At 57.5% G+C, this 16,950-nt stretch carries 23 protein-coding genes and 1 pseudogene; 15 read left to right on the forward strand and 9 right to left on the reverse strand.

The window, feature by feature from the left end; all coding sequences use genetic code 11:
- Nucleotides 1-201 precede the first annotated feature (201 nt).
- Both psbD and psbC read left to right on the forward strand, forming a co-directional pair.
- Complete coding sequence (gene psbD / locus SIB72_RS13160) at nucleotides 202-1,257, forward strand: photosystem II D2 protein (photosystem q(a) protein) (RefSeq protein ID WP_413744141.1); 1,056 nt, start codon at nucleotides 202-204, stop codon at nucleotides 1,255-1,257.
- Nucleotides 1,241-2,629: a photosystem II reaction center protein CP43 gene (psbC, locus tag SIB72_RS13165; protein ID WP_413744142.1), complete on the forward strand. Its 1,389-nt coding sequence runs from the start codon at nucleotides 1,241-1,243 to the stop codon at nucleotides 2,627-2,629. Before psbD ends, psbC begins: the two co-directional genes overlap by 17 nt.
- 259 nt (nucleotides 2,630-2,888) lie before the next feature.
- Here the strand turns inward: psbC and SIB72_RS13170 are convergent, their stop codons facing one another.
- Both SIB72_RS13170 and SIB72_RS13175 read right to left on the reverse strand, forming a co-directional pair.
- Nucleotides 2,889-3,161: a hypothetical protein gene (locus SIB72_RS13170; protein ID WP_136988948.1), complete on the reverse strand. Its 273-nt coding sequence runs from the start codon at nucleotides 3,159-3,161 to the stop codon at nucleotides 2,889-2,891.
- Between the two features lie 60 nt (nucleotides 3,162-3,221).
- Complete coding sequence (locus SIB72_RS13175; RefSeq protein WP_413745137.1) at nucleotides 3,222-3,797, reverse strand: Maf family protein; 576 nt, start codon at nucleotides 3,795-3,797, stop codon at nucleotides 3,222-3,224.
- A gap of 57 nt (nucleotides 3,798-3,854) precedes the next feature.
- Between SIB72_RS13175 and SIB72_RS13180 the strand changes: the two genes are divergently transcribed.
- The 4 genes from SIB72_RS13180 to SIB72_RS13195 are packed head-to-tail and all read left to right on the forward strand — an operon-like array spanning nucleotide 3,855 to nucleotide 6,608.
- Nucleotides 3,855-4,265 (forward strand): Npun_F0494 family protein, encoded by a 411-nt coding sequence (locus SIB72_RS13180; RefSeq protein WP_413744143.1) that lies wholly within the window; start codon nucleotides 3,855-3,857, stop codon nucleotides 4,263-4,265.
- A 44-nt stretch (nucleotides 4,266-4,309) separates the two neighbouring features.
- Nucleotides 4,310-5,794 (forward strand): cobyric acid synthase, encoded by a 1,485-nt coding sequence (locus SIB72_RS13185; RefSeq protein ID WP_413745138.1) that lies wholly within the window; start codon nucleotides 4,310-4,312, stop codon nucleotides 5,792-5,794.
- The gene (locus tag SIB72_RS13190) at nucleotides 5,791-6,030 is read left to right on the forward strand and encodes a 2Fe-2S iron-sulfur cluster binding domain-containing protein (protein WP_115118784.1); all 240 of its coding nucleotides are present in this window, start codon (nucleotides 5,791-5,793) and stop codon (nucleotides 6,028-6,030) included. Before SIB72_RS13185 ends, SIB72_RS13190 begins: the two co-directional genes overlap by 4 nt.
- A complete protein-coding gene (locus SIB72_RS13195; RefSeq protein WP_413744144.1) occupies nucleotides 6,027-6,608 on the forward strand; it encodes a hypothetical protein in 582 nt (193 codons plus the stop codon). The genes SIB72_RS13190 and SIB72_RS13195 overlap by 4 nt, the downstream gene beginning before the upstream one ends.
- Nucleotides 6,609-6,695: 87 nt before the next feature.
- Here SIB72_RS13195 and SIB72_RS13200 read toward each other — a convergent pair whose 3' ends face one another.
- A complete protein-coding gene (locus tag SIB72_RS13200) occupies nucleotides 6,696-6,923 on the reverse strand; it encodes a hypothetical protein (RefSeq protein WP_115118788.1) in 228 nt (75 codons plus the stop codon).
- A gap of 115 nt (nucleotides 6,924-7,038) precedes the next feature.
- Between SIB72_RS13200 and SIB72_RS13205 the strand changes: the two genes are divergently transcribed.
- From SIB72_RS13205 to SIB72_RS13220, 4 genes are read left to right on the forward strand one after another with little or no spacing between them, the layout of a single operon-like run.
- Complete coding sequence (locus SIB72_RS13205) at nucleotides 7,039-7,170, forward strand: hypothetical protein (protein ID WP_413744145.1); 132 nt, start codon at nucleotides 7,039-7,041, stop codon at nucleotides 7,168-7,170.
- Between the two features lie 4 nt (nucleotides 7,171-7,174).
- A complete protein-coding gene (locus SIB72_RS13210; RefSeq protein ID WP_413744146.1) occupies nucleotides 7,175-8,068 on the forward strand; it encodes an EamA family transporter in 894 nt (297 codons plus the stop codon).
- Nucleotides 8,069-8,088: 20 nt separating this feature from the next.
- Entirely contained in the window at nucleotides 8,089-8,250 is a 162-nt protein-coding gene (locus SIB72_RS13215; protein ID WP_413744147.1) for a hypothetical protein, read from the forward strand.
- Nucleotides 8,247-8,984 carry an MBL fold metallo-hydrolase gene (locus tag SIB72_RS13220; RefSeq protein WP_413744148.1) on the forward strand — a complete coding sequence of 246 codons (738 nt, stop codon included), beginning with the start codon at nucleotides 8,247-8,249 and terminating at the stop codon, nucleotides 8,982-8,984. The genes SIB72_RS13215 and SIB72_RS13220 overlap by 4 nt, the downstream gene beginning before the upstream one ends.
- A gap of 109 nt (nucleotides 8,985-9,093) precedes the next feature.
- Here SIB72_RS13220 and SIB72_RS13225 read toward each other — a convergent pair whose 3' ends face one another.
- Together SIB72_RS13225 and SIB72_RS13230 are read right to left on the reverse strand one after the other, a co-directional pair.
- Entirely contained in the window at nucleotides 9,094-9,750 is a 657-nt protein-coding gene (locus tag SIB72_RS13225; protein ID WP_413744149.1) for a phosphoribosyltransferase family protein, read from the reverse strand.
- A gap of 56 nt (nucleotides 9,751-9,806) precedes the next feature.
- Complete coding sequence (locus tag SIB72_RS13230; protein WP_115118795.1) at nucleotides 9,807-10,067, reverse strand: DUF1651 domain-containing protein; 261 nt, start codon at nucleotides 10,065-10,067, stop codon at nucleotides 9,807-9,809.
- 88 nt (nucleotides 10,068-10,155) lie between these two features.
- On the opposite strand from SIB72_RS13230, the gene SIB72_RS13235 reads away from it, so the two are divergent.
- Nucleotides 10,156-10,815 (forward strand): secondary thiamine-phosphate synthase enzyme YjbQ, encoded by a 660-nt coding sequence (locus SIB72_RS13235; RefSeq protein ID WP_115118797.1) that lies wholly within the window; start codon nucleotides 10,156-10,158, stop codon nucleotides 10,813-10,815.
- A gap of 280 nt (nucleotides 10,816-11,095) precedes the next feature.
- On the opposite strand, the gene SIB72_RS13240 is transcribed toward SIB72_RS13235, so the two are convergent.
- From SIB72_RS13240 to SIB72_RS13250, 3 genes are all read right to left on the reverse strand, one after another.
- The gene (locus tag SIB72_RS13240) at nucleotides 11,096-11,335 is read right to left on the reverse strand and encodes a hypothetical protein (protein WP_115014608.1); all 240 of its coding nucleotides are present in this window, start codon (nucleotides 11,333-11,335) and stop codon (nucleotides 11,096-11,098) included.
- A 1,182-nt stretch (nucleotides 11,336-12,517) separates the two neighbouring features.
- Nucleotides 12,518-13,060: a hypothetical protein gene (locus SIB72_RS13245; protein WP_413744150.1), complete on the reverse strand. Its 543-nt coding sequence runs from the start codon at nucleotides 13,058-13,060 to the stop codon at nucleotides 12,518-12,520.
- A 259-nt stretch (nucleotides 13,061-13,319) separates the two neighbouring features.
- Complete coding sequence (locus SIB72_RS13250) at nucleotides 13,320-13,583, reverse strand: hypothetical protein (protein WP_413744151.1); 264 nt, start codon at nucleotides 13,581-13,583, stop codon at nucleotides 13,320-13,322.
- A gap of 197 nt (nucleotides 13,584-13,780) precedes the next feature.
- On the opposite strand from SIB72_RS13250, the gene SIB72_RS13255 reads away from it, so the two are divergent.
- Complete coding sequence (locus SIB72_RS13255; protein ID WP_115120436.1) at nucleotides 13,781-14,023, forward strand: hypothetical protein; 243 nt, start codon at nucleotides 13,781-13,783, stop codon at nucleotides 14,021-14,023.
- Nucleotides 14,024-14,383: 360 nt separating this feature from the next.
- Here SIB72_RS13255 and SIB72_RS13260 read toward each other — a convergent pair whose 3' ends face one another.
- Nucleotides 14,384-14,647, reverse strand: coding sequence for a hypothetical protein (locus tag SIB72_RS13260; RefSeq protein ID WP_413744152.1), 264 nt, complete (start codon nucleotides 14,645-14,647; stop codon nucleotides 14,384-14,386).
- A gap of 69 nt (nucleotides 14,648-14,716) precedes the next feature.
- Between SIB72_RS13260 and SIB72_RS13265 the strand changes: the two are divergent.
- The 3 genes and pseudogenes from SIB72_RS13265 to SIB72_RS13275 all read left to right on the forward strand — a co-directional run.
- Nucleotides 14,717-14,875, forward strand: a pseudogene (locus SIB72_RS13265) (glycine zipper 2TM domain-containing protein); the annotation flags it as partial.
- A gap of 138 nt (nucleotides 14,876-15,013) precedes the next feature.
- Complete coding sequence (locus tag SIB72_RS13270; RefSeq protein ID WP_115120434.1) at nucleotides 15,014-15,172, forward strand: metallothionein; 159 nt, start codon at nucleotides 15,014-15,016, stop codon at nucleotides 15,170-15,172.
- 381 nt (nucleotides 15,173-15,553) lie between these two features.
- Nucleotides 15,554-16,291, forward strand: a complete 738-nt coding sequence (locus tag SIB72_RS13275; RefSeq protein WP_115120433.1) for a GAF domain-containing protein — start codon at nucleotides 15,554-15,556, stop codon at nucleotides 16,289-16,291.
- Nucleotides 16,292-16,950: the final 659 nt, after the last annotated feature.

Below are 16,950 nucleotides of genomic sequence, written 5' to 3' on the forward strand. Positions count from 1 at the left end.
CCGCAAGGGGATCAAGCTGATCCCAGCAGGGTCAGGTGAGAGGACAGAAAGCTTGAAGCGAGGAAATCCGAAGAAACTCGAAAAACGCGTTTCGATACAACGGATTTCAGCTGATGCCAAACAGCCCCGCGGGTCACGCTGAAATTGTTAAGGTCGCCGGGTATCCCACAGCCTGCGGGAAACCGCACCCGTTCACTACTCATGACGATCGCTGTAGGACGCGCGCCTCAGCGGGGATGGTTCGACGTCCTCGATGATTGGCTCAAGCGCGACCGCTTCGTTTTTGTCGGCTGGTCCGGCATCCTTCTCTTCCCAACGGCCTACCTGGCCATCGGTGGCTGGCTGACAGGCACCACCTTTGTCACCTCTTGGTACACCCACGGCATTGCCTCGTCGTACCTGGAAGGTTGCAACTTCCTCACCGCCGCTGTGTCCACCCCCGCTGATGCGATGGGTCACAGCCTTCTGCTGCTCTGGGGCCCTGAGGCCCAGGGCGACTTCGTTCGCTGGTTCCAGCTCGGTGGCCTCTGGGCCTTTGTGGCGCTGCATGGCGCCTTCGCTCTGATCGGCTTCATGCTGCGTCAGTTCGAAATCGCCCGTCTGGTCGGCATTCGTCCTTACAACGCCATCGCCTTCTCCGGTCCGATTGCGGTGTTCGTCAGTGTTTTCCTGATGTACCCCCTCGGCCAGAGCAGCTGGTTCTTTGCTCCCAGTTTTGGGGTGGCAGCGATCTTCCGCTTCCTCCTCTTCCTCCAGGGCTTCCACAACTGGACCCTGAACCCCTTCCACATGATGGGCGTGGCCGGCATCCTCGGCGGCGCACTGCTCTGCGCCATTCACGGCGCCACCGTGGAAAACACCCTGTTTGAGGATGGCGAGCAGTCCAATACCTTCAAGGCGTTCGAGCCCACCCAGGAAGAAGAGACCTATTCCATGGTCACCGCCAACCGCTTCTGGAGCCAGATCTTCGGGATCGCCTTCTCCAACAAGCGCTGGCTGCACTTCTTCATGCTGTTCGTGCCTGTGATGGGGCTGTGGACCAGCGCCATCGGCATCGTCGGCCTGGCCCTCAACCTGCGCGCCTATGACTTCGTGTCTCAGGAAATCCGCGCTGCAGAAGATCCCGAATTCGAGACCTTCTACACCAAGAACGTCCTTCTGAATGAAGGTCTGCGTGCCTGGATGGCACCGGCTGACCAGCCGCACGAAAACTTCGTCTTCCCTGAAGAGGTTCTGCCCCGTGGAAACGCCCTTTAATTCCGGTCTTGTCGCCACCGGCGGCAAAGACCTTGACTCAACCGGTTATGCGTGGTGGTCAGGCAATGCTCGCCTGATCAACCTGTCCGGCCGTCTGCTGGGTGCCCATGTTGCGCACGCTGGCCTGATGGTGTTCTGGGCAGGCGCAATGATGCTGTTTGAGGTGAGTCATTTCACCTTCGACAAGCCCATGTACGAACAGGGCTTCATCTGCATGCCGCACGTTGCCACCCTTGGCTACGGCGTCGGTCCTGGCGGTGAAGTCACCAATCTGTTCCCATTCTTTGTGGTCGGTGTTCTGCACCTGATCAGCTCCGCAGTGCTCGGACTGGGTGGCCTGTATCACGCCATCCGTGGTCCTGAAATCCTGGAGAACTATTCCACCTTCTTCTCCCAGGACTGGCGGGATAAGAACCAGATGACCAACATCATTGGTTATCACCTGATTCTGCTTGGCGTCGGCTGCCTGCTCTTGGTCTTCAAGGCCATGTTCTTTGGCGGCGTTTACGACACCTGGGCACCAGGTGGTGGTGATGTGCGTCTGATCACCAACCCCACCCTGAATCCAGGTGTGATCTTCGGCTATCTGTTCCGCGCTCCTTTTGGTGGCGAGGGCTGGATCATCGGTGTGAACTCCATGGAAGACATCATTGGTGGCCACATCTGGCTGGGTCTGACCCTGATCTTTGGTGGCATTTGGCATGTGATCACCAAGCCATTCGGCTGGGTGCGTCGTGCCTTCATTTGGAACGGTGAGGCCTACCTGAGCTACAGCCTTGGAGCTCTGAGCTTCATGAGCTTCATCTGCTCCGCATACATCTGGTTTAACAACACCGCCTATCCCTCAGAATTCTGGGGACCCACCAACGCTGAATCGTCCCAGGCTCAGAGTTTTACCTTCCTGGTGCGTGACCAGCGCCTTGGCGCCAATATCGGATCCGCCATGGGTCCTACTGGTTTGGGTAAATACCTGATGCGCTCACCAACTGGCGAGATCATCTTCGGTGGTGAAACCATGCGTTTTTGGGACTTCCGTGGTCCCTGGCTGGAGCCACTCCGTGGCCCCAACGGTCTCAGCCTCGACAAGCTGCAGAACGATATTCAGCCTTGGCAGGTCCGCCGCGCCGCTGAATACATGACCCACGCCCCTAATGCCTCACTCAACTCTGTTGGAGGCATCATCACCGAGCCAAACTCGGTGAACTTCGTGAACCTTCGCCAGTGGTTGGGAGCAGCACAGTTTGTGCTCGCCTTCTTCTTCCTGGTGGGTCACCTCTGGCATGCAGGCCGCGCTCGCGCTGCTGCTGCCGGTTTCGAGAAGGGAATCGACCGTCAGGCCGAGCCCACTTTGGCCATGCCCGATCTCGACTGATCACAGCGATCAGTCCCTTCGGCATCAAGCCAACAACGATCGTCACTCAACCCCGCCGAAAGGCGGGGTTTTTTGTTGGCTCAATCATGAGCGCAGTCAATCGTCTGGTGACGACGTCGGTCTTCAAAACGAGCGCGATCAAGTTCTGAGCCAAGCAGCCTGCAGAGCAGACTGCTTGGGTGGAACCCATGCCAGGGACGTCAGTCTCCACAATCAAATGGCAGGCATGAGGTGATGCGTGCCACCGTGAGCTTGACGATCAGAAACTGAGGTCGAGAAGCGAATGTCCGTTAGGAGCTCGGCCCTTCTCTCCAGGAGCAACCGGCGTGTTGACATCGAAATCTGACTGACCGAGTCGTTGCGAAGACCCACTGAAGTGAGCCTGCTCGGATGAAAGATCCAAGGAGGTTGATGTGGATGCGATCGATGGAGTCCCGACCTGGGGGCGATGGACAGGCTCCATGGCGCACACCGGCGTGATCAAGGACAACGTGGCCAACAGAGGCCAGCAGGCATGGCGCAGAGCAAACATCAAGCCGAGCACGAAGGGGGTACCTTCGACTTAGCTACGGCCAGAGAAAAATGACAACGCTCAAGCAGCAGCCAACCATCGACGCAGCAGCGGCAGGCTGAGGCCAATCACGTTGGAGTAACAACCATCCAGCCGCTCCACACAGCAGCCGCCTCGACCTTCAAGGGCAAAGCCCCCGGCACACTGCATTGGTTCCCCAGTGGAGACATAGGCCGCAATCTCCTCATCGGTCAGCTCAGAGAACAACACGCGAGTGGTGACACAACAACGGCGTACCGGAAGGGATGGTGCAGCCGCCGGGCCGGGCAGCAGGCAATGGCCGGTGTGCAGCTCTGCCCATGCTCCACGTAAGCGCTGCCAACGCGCCATCGCCTCCTCAGCATCGGCGGGTTTGCCAAACACCTCACCCTCAAAAGCCAGCACAGAATCGCAACCCAACACGGCTGTGATCGCCTCATCGGCGCAGTGCTCACGCACCACAGAGGCCTTGGCTGCAGCCAACAACTGAACCAACTCAGCAGGATCTGGATCGAAAATCGCCTCCTCATCAACGCCACTCACCTGAACGCGGTGGTGAATCGCAGCCTGTTCCAGCAAGCGGCGACGAGCAGGTGATGCGGATGCCAGCAAAAGCACGGCTGCAACGCGGATGTGCAGAGTCTGCCAACGGCTGCACGGCTGACCGCTCCAGCCATGAGAATGGGTCACGAACCACCAGCCACTGTGAACGCATCAGCCCAGACCCTGCTGACCGCCCGCTCCCGGGAACGGGCCCGGCAGGCTCTGCGCTGTCTACCCTTTGCGCTGGAGTTCTACAGCATTCTCGAGAGGGGAGCCCTTAGTAGCACTGAGCTCGCGGCACGTCCCGACTGGTCTGACCTCTGCCGCAGCCAGCTGAACCGATCACGCACGGAAGACCAACTGATCTGGCTGATCCAACTCGGAGTCTTGCGCCGTGAGGTGGATGGACAGGGACTGACCGAACGGGTCCGCCTCACGCCAATGGGACGGGAGTTGCTGCTCGCCTGGCCCGCTGGCATCCCTCCAGCCTCGCCAGCCCAGCGGCTGCATCACTGGCTGCGCCGACGCCGGCCCCGGTTGTGAGCCCAGCCATGGCGATGACAACGCATCCAGCCCGCCCACCGCTGATGGTGCTTGGCACCAGCAGCGGTGCCGGCAAGTCATTGATGAATGCCGCTCTCTGCCGCGTGCTCCTACGCCGCGGGGAGCAGCCGCTGCCCTTCAAGGGTCAGAACATGAGCAATAACGCCTGGGTCGATCCAAGCGGCGGTGAGATGGCCTACTCCCAGGCGCTTCAGGCCTGGGCCGCGGGCCTCGAGCCCGAATGTGCCATGAACCCGGTGCTGCTCAAGCCCCAGGGCGACTCCACTAGCGAACTGATTCACCTTGGCCAAGCAGTCGGCCGGGCAAGGGCAGAAACGTATTACGAGGAATGGTTTCGCCCAGGCTGGGCAGCCATTCGCAAGGGCCTGACCAACCTGCAAACCCACCACCCCGGCGGCCGACTTGTGCTGGAGGGAGCTGGAAGCCCAGTGGAGGTGAATCTGCAGCGCCGCGATCTCACCAACCTGCGACTGGCGCAGTACCTCCGTGCCCGCTGCCTCCTGGTGGCGGACATCGAACGGGGAGGTGTCTTTGCCCAGATTGTGGGCACCCTCAACTTGCTCAGACCCGTGGAACGACCACTGATCAGGGGAATCCTGATCAATCGTTTCCGCGGCCGCCAATCCTTATTTGACGAGGGGCGTCGCTGGCTTGAGGAACACACTGGAGTGCCGGTGCTGGGGGTGATGCCCTGGCTCGATGAGCTGTTCCCCCCAGAAGACTCACTTGATCTGCTGGAACGGCGTGGCCGCAAACAAGGGGCCGAGGTGGACATCGCTGTGGTACGAGTGCCCTCGCTCAGCAATTTCTCGGACCTCGACCCACTCGAAGCCGAGCCCACGGTGCAACTGCGTTGGCTAAGCCCAGGTCAAGAGCTCGGCCGACCTGATGCGGTGGTCATTCCAGGCAGCAAACAAACTCTGCGCGATCTCCAGGCCCTAAAAGACAGCGGCCTTGAGACCAGCCTGGTGCGGTACGTGCATGAGGGTGGCCAACTGATGGGCATCTGCGGCGGCATGCAAATGCTGGGTCGGGAACTGCATGATCCAGAGGGACGCGAAGGTCCTCACAACCCAGACAAGGTTGCCGGACTCGATCTGCTGCCACTGAGCACACTGTTCAGCAGCCAGAAGGCCCTACTCCAGCGAAGCAGCGTGGCCTACTGGCCCACGGGGAGTCCACGCTTGAGCCTGGAAGGATTTGAGCTGCATCGCGGTCACACCACGCCTATGGAGCACTGCTCCAATCTCTGCGACAACGACGCACTCGGCTGGGTCAGAAGCGTGGGGACCCAGGGGGGCCTGGTGGTGGGTACCTATCTGCATGGCGTTTTCGAAAGCGGACCCTGGCGGCGGCGCTGGCTGAATCAACTACGGGACCGGCGCGGACTCAGTCTTCTCAGCGAAGACCAACCCCATCACAGCCGACAGCGCGATGCCTTGCTCGATCGCCTGGCCGACGCGTTTGAGCGTCATGTGAATCTGGACCCTCTCCTGGAGGGGCCATGACAACCGTGCGGATTCACTGGCCCAATGGGCGCAATGGTGAACACCTGGTAGGCAGCGACTGGCTGACAGCGGCTCGGGATGCAGGGGTGACCATTCCCACCGGCTGCATGGGTGGCAGTTGCGGCGCCTGCGAGATCGAGGTGAACGGCACGACGGTGCGAGCCTGCATCAGCACGGTTCCGAGCAGCAGACGTGGCGAACTCAAAGTCGAATTCGCCACAGATCCCTTCTGGTGAAGCGCATCACACTGCTGACCTCTGCCCTACCAGTTTTTCACCCTCCAAGAATGAACAAGCTCACCAAAACGGCTCTCTTGTTGACAGGAGCAACCTTACTAACGGGCTGCACTTTACCCATCTCAATGAATCTACCTGGGCAATCTCCGGTCAAACGAATTTACTGCTCGATCAAATCGATTGGCATCGACTTGCATTTCGACAACACCACCGGAGAACTCTTTTCACACAATGAATTCACATCCTTACTTGACCCTTTCAAGCTCGAGAAGGAGATCCCCTTTAACGAATTCATCCCCGACGAGGCGATCAAGGAGGGACTTATAGCAGTAGGAGGACCACAGGGGAGCATCGAAAATGGCAACCTCGCCATCAAGCTTTTTGACAAAACCGATCCCAGCAATTTCGTCAGACTGCTGATCAACCTGGAAACGCTGAAGGCAAAGCTTGATCTCAGCAAGGTAGGCAGCGGTTACAATTCACCGAGCCAAAATGATGTCAATACAGTGACAGCTTATGTTGGCAAATCACTAACATGTGAATACATCACTCCACAATCGATCCAACGGTCGAACTAGCAACCTTTCCAAAAGAGAAGGCATCAAGATCACGTCACCTTCAGGAGCGCTGCCCCTGAAGGTGACCGCTGCGTCAGCACAGACACTTCAACGCTTGAGCACCCGGCAGTAGGACAACCAACCGGCAATCCCACCATCCAGCTCCTGGCGCTCTTCATCAGTCTTGGGCTCAGGCAGCCCCAACTGCTTGATGGCCTCCAATCGGGTGAGGTAACCAGCCTCAAAGCGGGCACAGATCAGTTGATGCTCTGCCAGACGATTGACGGCGCAACCACTGAACAGCAGGACAGCCGGCAGAAGCCATACCCTCGTCATCAGGCTTCTCAACATGATTCTCCAAGCAAAGGACAGACCAGCCGGGGCAGCGATGAGGTGAGCAGGGCATTCACCTTGCTGTCAGCCAGATTGACTACAACGATCGCGCAGACCGATGAACCACACCGAGAGGCGGCGAGGCGGAGGCCTATTGGTGGTGGGCGTGGGCAACCTCTCCAGCCTGCTGGGGGCGGCCCTGCTGGGCTTGGTTTTTGGCCTAACGCTGCTTCAGGGACAAGGGAGCTGATCGGATGGGCGTCCTGGCAGGTCTCGTCGCCGCCCTGGCATGGACCGTGGCCAGCAGCCTCTGGCGCAGCCTGTCGACATCCCTCAGTTCCCTGCAACTGAACGGCCTCAAAAATGCCATCGCCTGCCTCTTGCTGCTGCCAGTGCTCCTCTCCGTGCCCTGGCAACATCAGCCAAGCCGTTGGCTGATGTTGCTACTCAGCGGCGCCATCGGCATTGCTGCAGGCGACAGCTTTTACATCGGAGCCTTACGGCGACTCGGCACCCGTCGCACCCTCACCGTTGAGGCACTCGCACCTCTTCTGGCTGCCATCAGCGGTCTTGTCTGGATGGGAGAAGACCTTGGACTGCTCACCTGGAGCGGAGCCACCCTGGTGAGCCTTTCCGTCGTGATCGTGGCCCGACAGCGTCCGCCGACACAAACGGCAGGGCCTGATCGAGGCCAACAGGCCCAAGCCCTTGGTCTGCTGTTGGCACTGATGGCGGTGATCTGTGGTGTTGGTGGAGCCGCCCTCTCCCGCAGCGTGCTGCTAAGCGCTGCGGTGCAACCGATTCAGAGTTCCGCCGTCAGGCTGCTGGGGGGTCTGGTCTGTCTGCTGCCCTGGCTGCTCGGGTCTCGAGGCTGGCCATGGCATAGGCAGGAGCGTGCTGGCCCATGGCCGAAGCAACGCCGCTGGCTTCGGGTCATGACAGCAACGGTGCTGGGCACGAACTTAGGCATCCTGTTGCAGCAGGAGGTGTTGCAGCGTCTCCCTCTGGCCGTGGCTGTCACCCTGCTGAGCACCGCACCAGTGATGGCACTTCTGGTGGCATCCCAAGAGGGCGATCATCCACGCGCTGCTGGTGTGGCTGCCTCCCTACTGGCGGTCACCGGTGTCGCCATGGCCGTGTTGGACTGAATCAGCGTTCGCCATGCCCCATGACTGCCCGCCGCTGGTTTGTACTGGTTGGGGCCGTTGCCGGCCTGATCGCGATGGTGGCCTGGATCGGAGAAATCGATCTCGGCATCGACAACTCCCTCTCCGCCCCGCCAGGCTCCCAACCACAGCCATCAGACCAATCCAGCGGCAATCAGCAATGAGCAAGGCAGGGTCAGCAACCTATTTCGGATCCAACAGCTGGCTACTAGAAATCGCAGGACTGCGGGTTTTGGTAGACCCCTGGCTGGTCGAGGCCCTGGTGTTTCCGCCGGGTGCCTGGCTGCTCAAAGGTGAACTGCAGCACCCATGGCCGATCCCGGAGCAACTGGATTTACTGCTGCTCACCCAGGGATTAGCCGATCATTCCCACCCGCCGACCCTCAAACGCCTACCCCGCAGCCTGCCAGTGGTGGCATCACCTGCAGCAACGCGCGTTGTCAAAGGTCTGGGTTTCGAACACGTCACCAGCCTGCAACCTGGTGAACAGCATCAGATGGAGGGCCTCAACATCCTGGCCTCAGCCGGTGCCCGTGTGCCGATGGTGGAGAACGGATACCTGCTGGATTGGCCGGAGGGATCGCTGTATCTCGAACCCCATGGAGTGCTTGATCCTGCTCTACCCAAGCGTTGTGTGAACACAGTGATCTCACCGGTAAGCGATCTAGGCCTGCCGCTAGCGGGGGCCTTCATCACCGGAGCCAGCGTGCTGCCTCAGCTGATGGAGCGCTTCCAACCACGCCAGATCTTGGCCAGCACAACCGGAGGCGATGTGCGCTTTTCAGGCTTGATCAGCCGCTGGCTGGAGACCAGCAGCAGCGCGACGGTCGCTCAGCCGCTGACAAGTGCTGTTGTCACCCCGGTACCAGGACAACCGGTCATGCTTGAAGGTGCTTAAGCGATCAAAGCCCCAACCGAGCAGGGGCGTGGGATTCAATCCTTGACCTCAAGAGTTTGCGCCATCAGGCTGACGAAACAGCCAGGGACAATGCACAACAACTGATCCGTTAAGGCACCACACCGGGCTTCTGGCTGTCGAGAAATTCAGCGCCATGGGCATAACGCACATTCACAGGAATACCGGCCTTGCAGAGTGGACATTCGTCTGCAGGCCAGTCAGGCAAGATGACTTCATCGAGAAAGATGAACCTCTCAACCCCAAGGTCTTCTACCCCAACATTCCCCCGGTTCACATATGTGGCGATACCGATCGGACGGCCACCGACGCGAACAACAGCCTCGTAGGTCAGGCGCACTGAAAATCCCGTATTGACAACATCATCGACGATCAGAACAAATTGATTTCTAATGAACTCGTCATACCCTCTTTTGATCTCAAAGCTTGCAGTTTTGCCTTCAGCATCAAGCTGACGCTCAGCAAAGACACAACCACATCCGAGAGCCAACGCGGTGTATTGAGCGCAAATCACACCACCGATGGCAGGTCCACAGACCAAGTCAGGATTCAAGCCTCGATCCTGTATCTCCGCGCCTAAAAGTTGCCCAAGCTGATACGCAAGGTCTGGTTGACAGTTGATTAGATCCTTGGCGATCCATCCGTAGCCATGATCGCCCGAGGCATACACAAAGTGATCAGCTTCGATCAGCGTTCCGCTCGATTCCAGAATCCTGCGTGTGGCCTGCTGTCGATCCTGAGAAGACATCGCGCCTGCACGAGGCTCACTGCATTCAGCCTGGCAAAGACTGCAGGATCACCCCATCACCACCTCGGAGCACTTCGCACCCACCCGGTTTGCAGCATGTGCGTCCAAGCGTCGATGGCGTTGTGGCGCAACAGGCGCCTCACCACAGGCTGACCAGCAGCATGGAGCGATCTGGTCTCAACCTCAATCCACTTCGCATGTGCTGAAGGCAGCGCATTGCGGAACCGGCAGACCAGCTGCTGCTGCTCAGACCACAACCAACCGTCCCGATCCTTCTGTGGATAGCGTTCGACCTGTGGATGATCCTTCTTGGGCATAGGTGAAAGGATGGCGCCCTGTTTGGTTAGAGCGAGGCTTTGATCGCCAGAGCGTTGCTATCGGTAGGGACCGCTCACTGCAGCAAGCATGGCCCTGGCCCAACGCCTGCATCAACTGGAGGTGCCCACCAGAGAGCCGGGATTTACACGGCTCAATGAACTCCTCAATGCCTGGATCGCTGGCACCGGCATTCAGCAGGGTGTGCTGCATCTCACCTGCCTGCACACCAGCGCCAGCCTGACGATTAACGAAAATGCTGACCCGCGTGTTCTCAAGGACCTGCAGGCATGGATGGATGCCGTGGTTCCCCAAGACGGCCAAGGCCCCATCAATGGCGATGGCGCACGAACCCGATACCTCCATGACGACGAGGGCGATGACGACATGCCAGCCCATATCCGCACAGCATTGACCAGTCAGACCATGACGCTGAGCATTGACCGAGGTCATCTACTGCTTGGCGTTTGGCAAGGCGTTTACCTCTGGGAGCACCGTGCCAACCCTCAGACACGGCGCATTGCCTGTCATGTCGTCGGTGAGCCGCAAGAAGACCAACAAGCCAAGCCCGCCAGCACTGCGCAGCAAAGCTCTTCAACGATGCTTCAGCGCCTGAGTGGAACCAAGCTCAATCAAGCGGTACAAGCCCGCTTCGATCCCAATGCCTGGGAGCGCGATGGCGGCATCGACACCGACGTCGATCTGCTGATCGACCGCCTGCATGAACTCACCGACAAGGGATCGGCATGATTGCCAAAAAAAACTGCGCACCCCAGCAACGACAAACCCCGGTGAAGCAGCTAGAAAGCAACCAACCTGGTTGCGTGGCATGGACGTGAGAGACGAAACGGAGAACACCGTGCATCTCAGCCCCGAACTCGTGAAAGTGCTCGATCAGCGGAGACGAGAATGGGGGGCCACCAGCCGTGGTGAGGTTGTGGAGATGCTTTTAGGCTGGATGAAAAAGAAATCAGCCTGATCAATTAAGGGGCGCCCTACATCAGAATTCCGCACGATTGGAGACTATGGATTACTCCTTAGCCCTCTTGAAGGTGTAGCAACCACCGTGATAACCCGTAAACGGTTGGGCATATGTCATCAGTTCCCAGCCCTGCTCACCCAATTCATTCATCAATCCCACCAGGGTGATGTTCCTCTGTGGGTGACTTCGCGAGATCAATTGACGATCATCTAGCCAAAGCTCCTCAATTTCACCTGTCCAGCTTTTGCCTCGGGGAACAAAGCGAAGTTGCGTGTATTCCCATTTCATCAGCAGTGGAGTCGGTGGAGGTAGGGGCGGCCGCGACTTTACCGCGTGGGCAATGGATCCGAACGGCAGAGGGATCTGCAGCAGCAGCTCTGATCGTGTGCGAGCTTCAAAAAAGACAGCGTCCCACTCAGACAAGCCGTCTCAGCAGTGCTCGCGAGCCAATGCTTTGAGAGGAACGGCAGCAACCAGCCTCTCCAAGGCTGTCGATCTCTTCGGCATATCCAGTGAACTCGTGAGGACCTGCCAAAAAGGCAAAGACCTGGAGTGGTGTTGGCGACTCAATCGACCTGGTGTGGCTGAAAGCGATTGGATCAGGATTCCAATCCGCTTTCATTCACGGCCTAGGTCTTCCAACAATGAATCAGCGAGGCTTCTGGAGGCAAAGCCAAAAATCGCATGAAAAAAGAAGATGCCTCAGCAACAAATAGCTCAATCAATCGCTTCTAATTCAAAGCGATGAAGAGCTGATGCAATTAAGCAGGGGAAGCTTGATGAAGCCCTTCGGATTGCTCCTGTTCTGCCAGCTCACGCAGGTATCGGCGGCGCTGGGGGGATTCGTAGCCAGTGAGCTGATGGGTGGGTGGATGGATGCCCCACTTTCTCCACTCCCTTCTGGGAGCGACTTGTCTTCGGTTCATGGAATCGAGTTATCGGTTCTCGCGCAGTGGGCCTTTATCTGGCACTTTGGCGTGAAGTAAGTATCACACATCTGTCAAGCCTTCTTCAGCCACCTCTCTGGCATCCCCATTCGATGGCGCCTTGGGGGCTGTCTATGCATGGACAGAGGCAGGGCATCGATCCCGCCAGTCAGGGAGGGGAATTGAGTGGCGGCGGACGTGAGAATCAGAGCTAGGAGCAGCTGGTAGCACGGCACTGCCGCTCAGCCATGCAGCACTGTGAAGACAACGGCAGGAGAGAGATGGCAGAACAACGCAATGCACTTCAGCGGATCGATGCCTCTGTTGTTGCTGCAGAGCAACGCTGCGGAGATGACTGGCCAAAAGGGCTGGCGGCTGCCATTGCCAGAGGACACAACACGAGCGTCAGACGAGTGATGGCAAGAAGAACGGCGCTCCGAGCCAGTCGCGGGTTCTTCGGCTCCTTTTCATCTATCTAACCCCCGCCCCTAACGGGCCGGGGGTTGAGCTTGGCTGCCTTCAAAGCGGTCCGTTGCTTTGACCTTCAGCGGACCACACGCTGCACATAACCGGAGTGCTGCTGGTAGCTGCTCTGCTGCTGATAGCCATAAGCAGGCTGGTGATACACAGGAGCCTGAGGAGCAGGGGCGTAGTTCACCGTCTGGTAGCCGTAGCCGGGCTGCTGCTGCATCTGCAGTTGCATCTTGAGCAGCTCGATCTCTTGCTGCTGCCTGAGCAGAGCCAGTTCAGAGGACGAGACAGAAGCAGCTTGTTGACGCTGCTGGCTGCCGTTGATGATTTGGCCCAGCAGGCCACCACCCAGACCAATCAGTTGGGTTTGGGTGTCGTGCTGGCGATTGCGGCGTGCTTCCCGTGAGGCCCAGTCGCGGTGATCGCCGCAGTCACGGCCAGCGATGAATCCACCACCATTAGGTCCACGACCACCAAGGGCGACTGAATCACAGCCGCCGGCACGGCCAAAGGTGTTGTAGGGATTGGCTTGTGCTGCAGGGCCTGCAACGGTCATCAAGGTGGCACCAGCGGCGAGGGAGGCAGCAGCGGCGGCGATGGTTTTGATCATGGTCATTGCTCTGATGGGGGTGATGCGTGAGGTGGGATCGCTCCCTCCGATGCATTCACCATCTCTGGAATCAGCTCTCCAGCTAATGACCTCGATCCCCTGCAGCTGTGAGCTTGCTCACAACAGCGCAAACACCAGTCAATGGCTGGGCTAATAGCACCTGCAAACGTTGATCTCTGCGACGTCATGCCATGAAAAAACCGCTTGCGACGGGGCGTGACGGATCGGCAGATCGCACCATCACAATCAGTCAGCCAATCCAGAGCTACTCAGACTCTTGCTTCGATTTCCTTCGATGCCTCCGGGAGACGGCATCACAGAGAAAGGCGCTATAGAAGGCGAAGGCGGTCACCCCACCGATTTGGCGTAGGACAGGAGGAGCCTGAGGGAATAAAGAGGGCTGCGTTGGCGGCCTGCGAGCCTCAACCAATCCACCCACCATGAAGCCTGCGGCGAAAACGACAAACACCGCACCAGGAACAAACCAAAGGTTGATCAGATCCCTCTCACTGAAACGGTTCTTGGCCACAGATCCTTGCAGTCAGTGTGTTGTCACTTTGTCAGAGATATGGAAGGAAGAACCTCGACAGCCCGGCGCCTCCTTCTCCAAGCGAAGATCACCGACTGCGGCTCTTGCCTCCGCCATCCCCCTCACATTGTCGTGAGAGAGCTGTTCAGACCGAAGGGCTGCTGAAATGGCATCGAGCCCATCTTGCTCGCACCCTTATGGATGATCTGAACCACATCCACACCGATGGCCCCTTCAAAGGATGGTCCCGGAAAATGGTCTTGGACGAAATTGCCAAAGAGTATGGGTCCTGGACCTACTTCGACGAGGTGACAGTGATTGCTGGAGGCCAGAAATGGACTGTGCCCAAAGGGAAACCGCTTGAAGCAAAAACAGGATCTCCTTTGGATGGCAAAAAAAGCTACTTGCCACGAGGTGTTGGCACCCGTTTCAGCTCCTAATCCTGATCTGGATGAATGCTGAGGTCTCATCAAGTCAACAACAACATCAACTCATAGAGAGGCAGATCACTGTTGACGTGAGCCCAGTCGTGACCGGAAGAGCCGGTTGATCTACAGAAATCTCTTGAAGGCTGAGAGTCAAACAACAAGAGCGAATCACAGTCCATCCGATCGCCATCAGATCAAAGCCAACCAGGGCAAGATCCAGCGTTGGTCGATCGATGACACAAGCGCAGTCACATCCAGCTACAGACCAGTGGGAATCAGTCACCTCCTGGCGGCCAAAAGTCAGCACTCTCGAGGCGTACTGACAAATCAGTCATGCCCAGAAGAATCATCGCGTTGTGCTTGCTGCTGGCCTCATCGGCGTCCCCTGCGATGGCTCATCATCGCCATCAAAGGGTCTCGTACCACCGGGATGGTGACCGCCACCATCGGCAAGATCGCTACGTCGAACGAACCGTCGTCAGGAGGTATCGGCAGCCTGCGGAAACGACCATTGTGACGACCTACGAGCATCCAAATGTTGAGAGGGTTGTTGAGCGAACAGTGGTAACCAGACGCAGGCACCCGCTTGCGCGGAGGGAGTATCGAACAGAGCAACGGCATCACCGAACCATCCACGCCTACAACCGAGATGCAGATCACCAGCCTCGGACCTACCCAAGCCAGCCCTATGGCACCCCGGTGAGCAATCAAGACACCAATAGTTGTCTTGAGGGCAGCGTGATTGGTGGCCTGCTGGGGGCTGGGTTAGGCGCAGTGCTGTCCAGGGGAGAAGGCCGATGGGTGGGCGTTCCTCTTGGTGGCGCTGCAGGCGCCTTGGTCGGCTGTCAAGTTGACGGAGGTTGATCCGCAGCAGGGCGAGACCTCAGCCAAGGCCGCCCTGCATCGGCAGCAACACTGACCGAGGCGACCGCTACAACGCTGCGCCTTCCCAGTCATAGGAGGCAAAAGACGGCATGAAGGCGGGAGAGTTCAGTGCGATCGATGACAACGTCACTTCAAATATGCGCGTGTGAACCCAGTGGCTGCAGCATGTCTCGCGAATCAGCAGTCGAAAAAGTCGGTGAACTGTATTGCTCTCAACCATGTGCGGATGGGCATGAAGACCATGAAAGCTGCTGCACCACTTGCGACTGTTGCTGAATGCAAGCTCCCTCTCCTAACCGGGCGGGGTCTTGCACTTGTCTGCCTTCAGAGCAGTTCATTGCTTTGCCCCTGATGAGTAGAGCCAGTTCAGAGGCAAACGCACACGCAGCTTGTTGACGCTGCTGGCTGCCGTTGATGATTGGCCCCAGCAGTCCACCACCAGAGCCAATCTGTTGGACTTGGGTACGGATTGGCTTGAGCAGCTGAGCCTGCAACCGACAGCAAGGTGGCACCAGCGGTGAGGGAGGCAGCGAATGACCTCCACGCCACCAGCTGGCAGCAGCGCTCACAGGGACCAAAGATTAACTTTCATTGGCAGACCACGACTTTTGAAATTGCACCTCTATAAAAGAGAAATACTAGTTAAACTAGAATACCTTGAAAAAGCCTGAAATTCCTATCAACGAAGAGGACAGGCTTAATGCACTTGCCGAATACAGAATTCTAGGAACAAAGCCGGAGCAGGCCTATGATGACATCACAAAGATCGCATCTCTTGTCTGCAATGCGCCAATATCACTATTAAGCCTGGTGGACGCTGATCGCCAATGGTTTAAATCAAAAGTTGGTGTCGAGGCAGAGGAAACGCCAAGAGATTGGTCTTTCTGTGCCCATGCGATTCACTCCCCCGATCCCTTAATCGTTTCAGACGCTCTCCTTGACGAACGATTCAAAGGAAACCCTTTGGTTTGCGGAGACCCCAAAATCAGGCTCTACGCAGGATTCCCACTGCAAAGTAGCGAGTCTTTGCGCATTGGGACCTTATGCATCATCGACAGGGAGCCTGGGAGCTTGTCTGACAAACAATGCTCCATCATGAATGCGCTTGCGCGACAAGTTGTGTCCTTTCTAGAGCTTCGCAAAAGATCAATCAAATTAGTTGAATCCTTCTACTCACTTCAAAACTCTTCAGGCCTAATCTCAACATGCTCTTATTGCAGAAAAGTCAAAGATGGCTTGGGAAGCTGGGGCTATTTGGATCAATTCTTATCCAAGCACTCTAGCCTGAAGTTCTCCCATGGCATTTGCGATTCATGCATGGAAGAGCATTTTCCGGACGTACTGGAAGTTTGGCGGACGGAAAAAAACACAGATCAAGCAAGCATCAAAAACTAGCTTCTAGGCCAAAGGCGAAACAAGCAGGTCACAACAAGCGAAGGTCGGCCACAGGATTTTCAACCGAAGCAGGCGATTGATGCAGGAGCCAAGCTTCTAGCAATCAGTCGTTCACGACCTTGAGAGGTGACATTCCGTCAGAACATCTGAACTTGGCATGGAAAGGTAAGGGGGTGTTGCGTGAGGTGAAATTTCTGCCACCGATACATTCATCATCTCCCCATTCACCGCTGCAGCGCATGGCCTCCATCCCCTCCAGGGGTGAGCGGGTTCAGGCACGGAGACGAGTGATTGAACTGGAGGTGAAAGCTCAGCTTGCAACAACCCTGTCAATACAGAGTGGTGTCCTGAAGCGGCCCATAACCTCTTTTTGATTGAGCTGTTACAGGTGCACAAACACCTCTGCATCCCCAACAATGGCGCGATGGCTGGCTTCCTCAGCCATGCAGGAGAGCCGTCACTCTGGATCCAGCATCAAATCGGTCATTGGCGTGACGAGATTCTGCTCAACCATCTCTCAACGCGATGGAAACGGCTTATGCACAAACGTCATGGCCATCGACCACCCTCAGAACGAATCAAACAAACTGATGCTTATTTTCCCGCTTGGGGGAGACCAAAGAAGCTTTACTGCACTGATCACAAGCGCTCGTTTTGAT

This window comes from Synechococcus sp. MIT S9451 (genome assembly GCF_047304725.1).
Classification (GTDB): domain Bacteria; phylum Cyanobacteriota; class Cyanobacteriia; order PCC-6307; family Cyanobiaceae; genus Synechococcus_C.

Bases quoted from the DNA above. Each gene is read 5' to 3' on its own strand.
- SIB72_RS13225 (WP_413744149.1), bottom strand. From the start codon at position 9,750: ATGTCTTCTCAGGATCGACAGCAGGCCACACGCAGGATTCTGGAATCG.
- SIB72_RS13215 (WP_413744147.1), top strand. From the start codon at position 8,089: ATGACTGCCCGCCGCTGGTTTGTACTGGTTGGGGCCGTTGCCGGCCTG.
- SIB72_RS13240 (WP_115014608.1), bottom strand. From the start codon at position 11,335: ATGAAATGGGAATACACGCAACTTCGCTTTGTTCCCCGAGGCAAAAGC.
- SIB72_RS13190 (WP_115118784.1), top strand. From the start codon at position 5,791: ATGACAACCGTGCGGATTCACTGGCCCAATGGGCGCAATGGTGAACAC.
- SIB72_RS13255 (WP_115120436.1), top strand. From the start codon at position 13,781: ATGGATGATCTGAACCACATCCACACCGATGGCCCCTTCAAAGGATGG.
- SIB72_RS13180 (WP_413744143.1), top strand. From the start codon at position 3,855: ATGAGAATGGGTCACGAACCACCAGCCACTGTGAACGCATCAGCCCAG.
- SIB72_RS13170 (WP_136988948.1), bottom strand. From the start codon at position 3,161: ATGTTTGCTCTGCGCCATGCCTGCTGGCCTCTGTTGGCCACGTTGTCC.
- SIB72_RS13200 (WP_115118788.1), bottom strand. From the start codon at position 6,923: ATGACGAGGGTATGGCTTCTGCCGGCTGTCCTGCTGTTCAGTGGTTGC.
- SIB72_RS13235 (WP_115118797.1), top strand. From the start codon at position 10,156: ATGGCCCTGGCCCAACGCCTGCATCAACTGGAGGTGCCCACCAGAGAG.
- SIB72_RS13185 (WP_413745138.1), top strand. From the start codon at position 4,310: ATGGTGCTTGGCACCAGCAGCGGTGCCGGCAAGTCATTGATGAATGCC.
- SIB72_RS13220 (WP_413744148.1), top strand. From the start codon at position 8,247: ATGAGCAAGGCAGGGTCAGCAACCTATTTCGGATCCAACAGCTGGCTA.
- psbD (WP_413744141.1), top strand. From the start codon at position 202: ATGACGATCGCTGTAGGACGCGCGCCTCAGCGGGGATGGTTCGACGTC.
- SIB72_RS13245 (WP_413744150.1), bottom strand. From the start codon at position 13,060: ATGACCATGATCAAAACCATCGCCGCCGCTGCTGCCTCCCTCGCCGCT.
- SIB72_RS13210 (WP_413744146.1), top strand. From the start codon at position 7,175: ATGGGCGTCCTGGCAGGTCTCGTCGCCGCCCTGGCATGGACCGTGGCC.
- SIB72_RS13205 (WP_413744145.1), top strand. From the start codon at position 7,039: ATGAACCACACCGAGAGGCGGCGAGGCGGAGGCCTATTGGTGGTGGGC.
- SIB72_RS13270 (WP_115120434.1), top strand. From the start codon at position 15,014: ATGACAACGTCACTTCAAATATGCGCGTGTGAACCCAGTGGCTGCAGC.
- SIB72_RS13230 (WP_115118795.1), bottom strand. From the start codon at position 10,067: ATGCCCAAGAAGGATCATCCACAGGTCGAACGCTATCCACAGAAGGAT.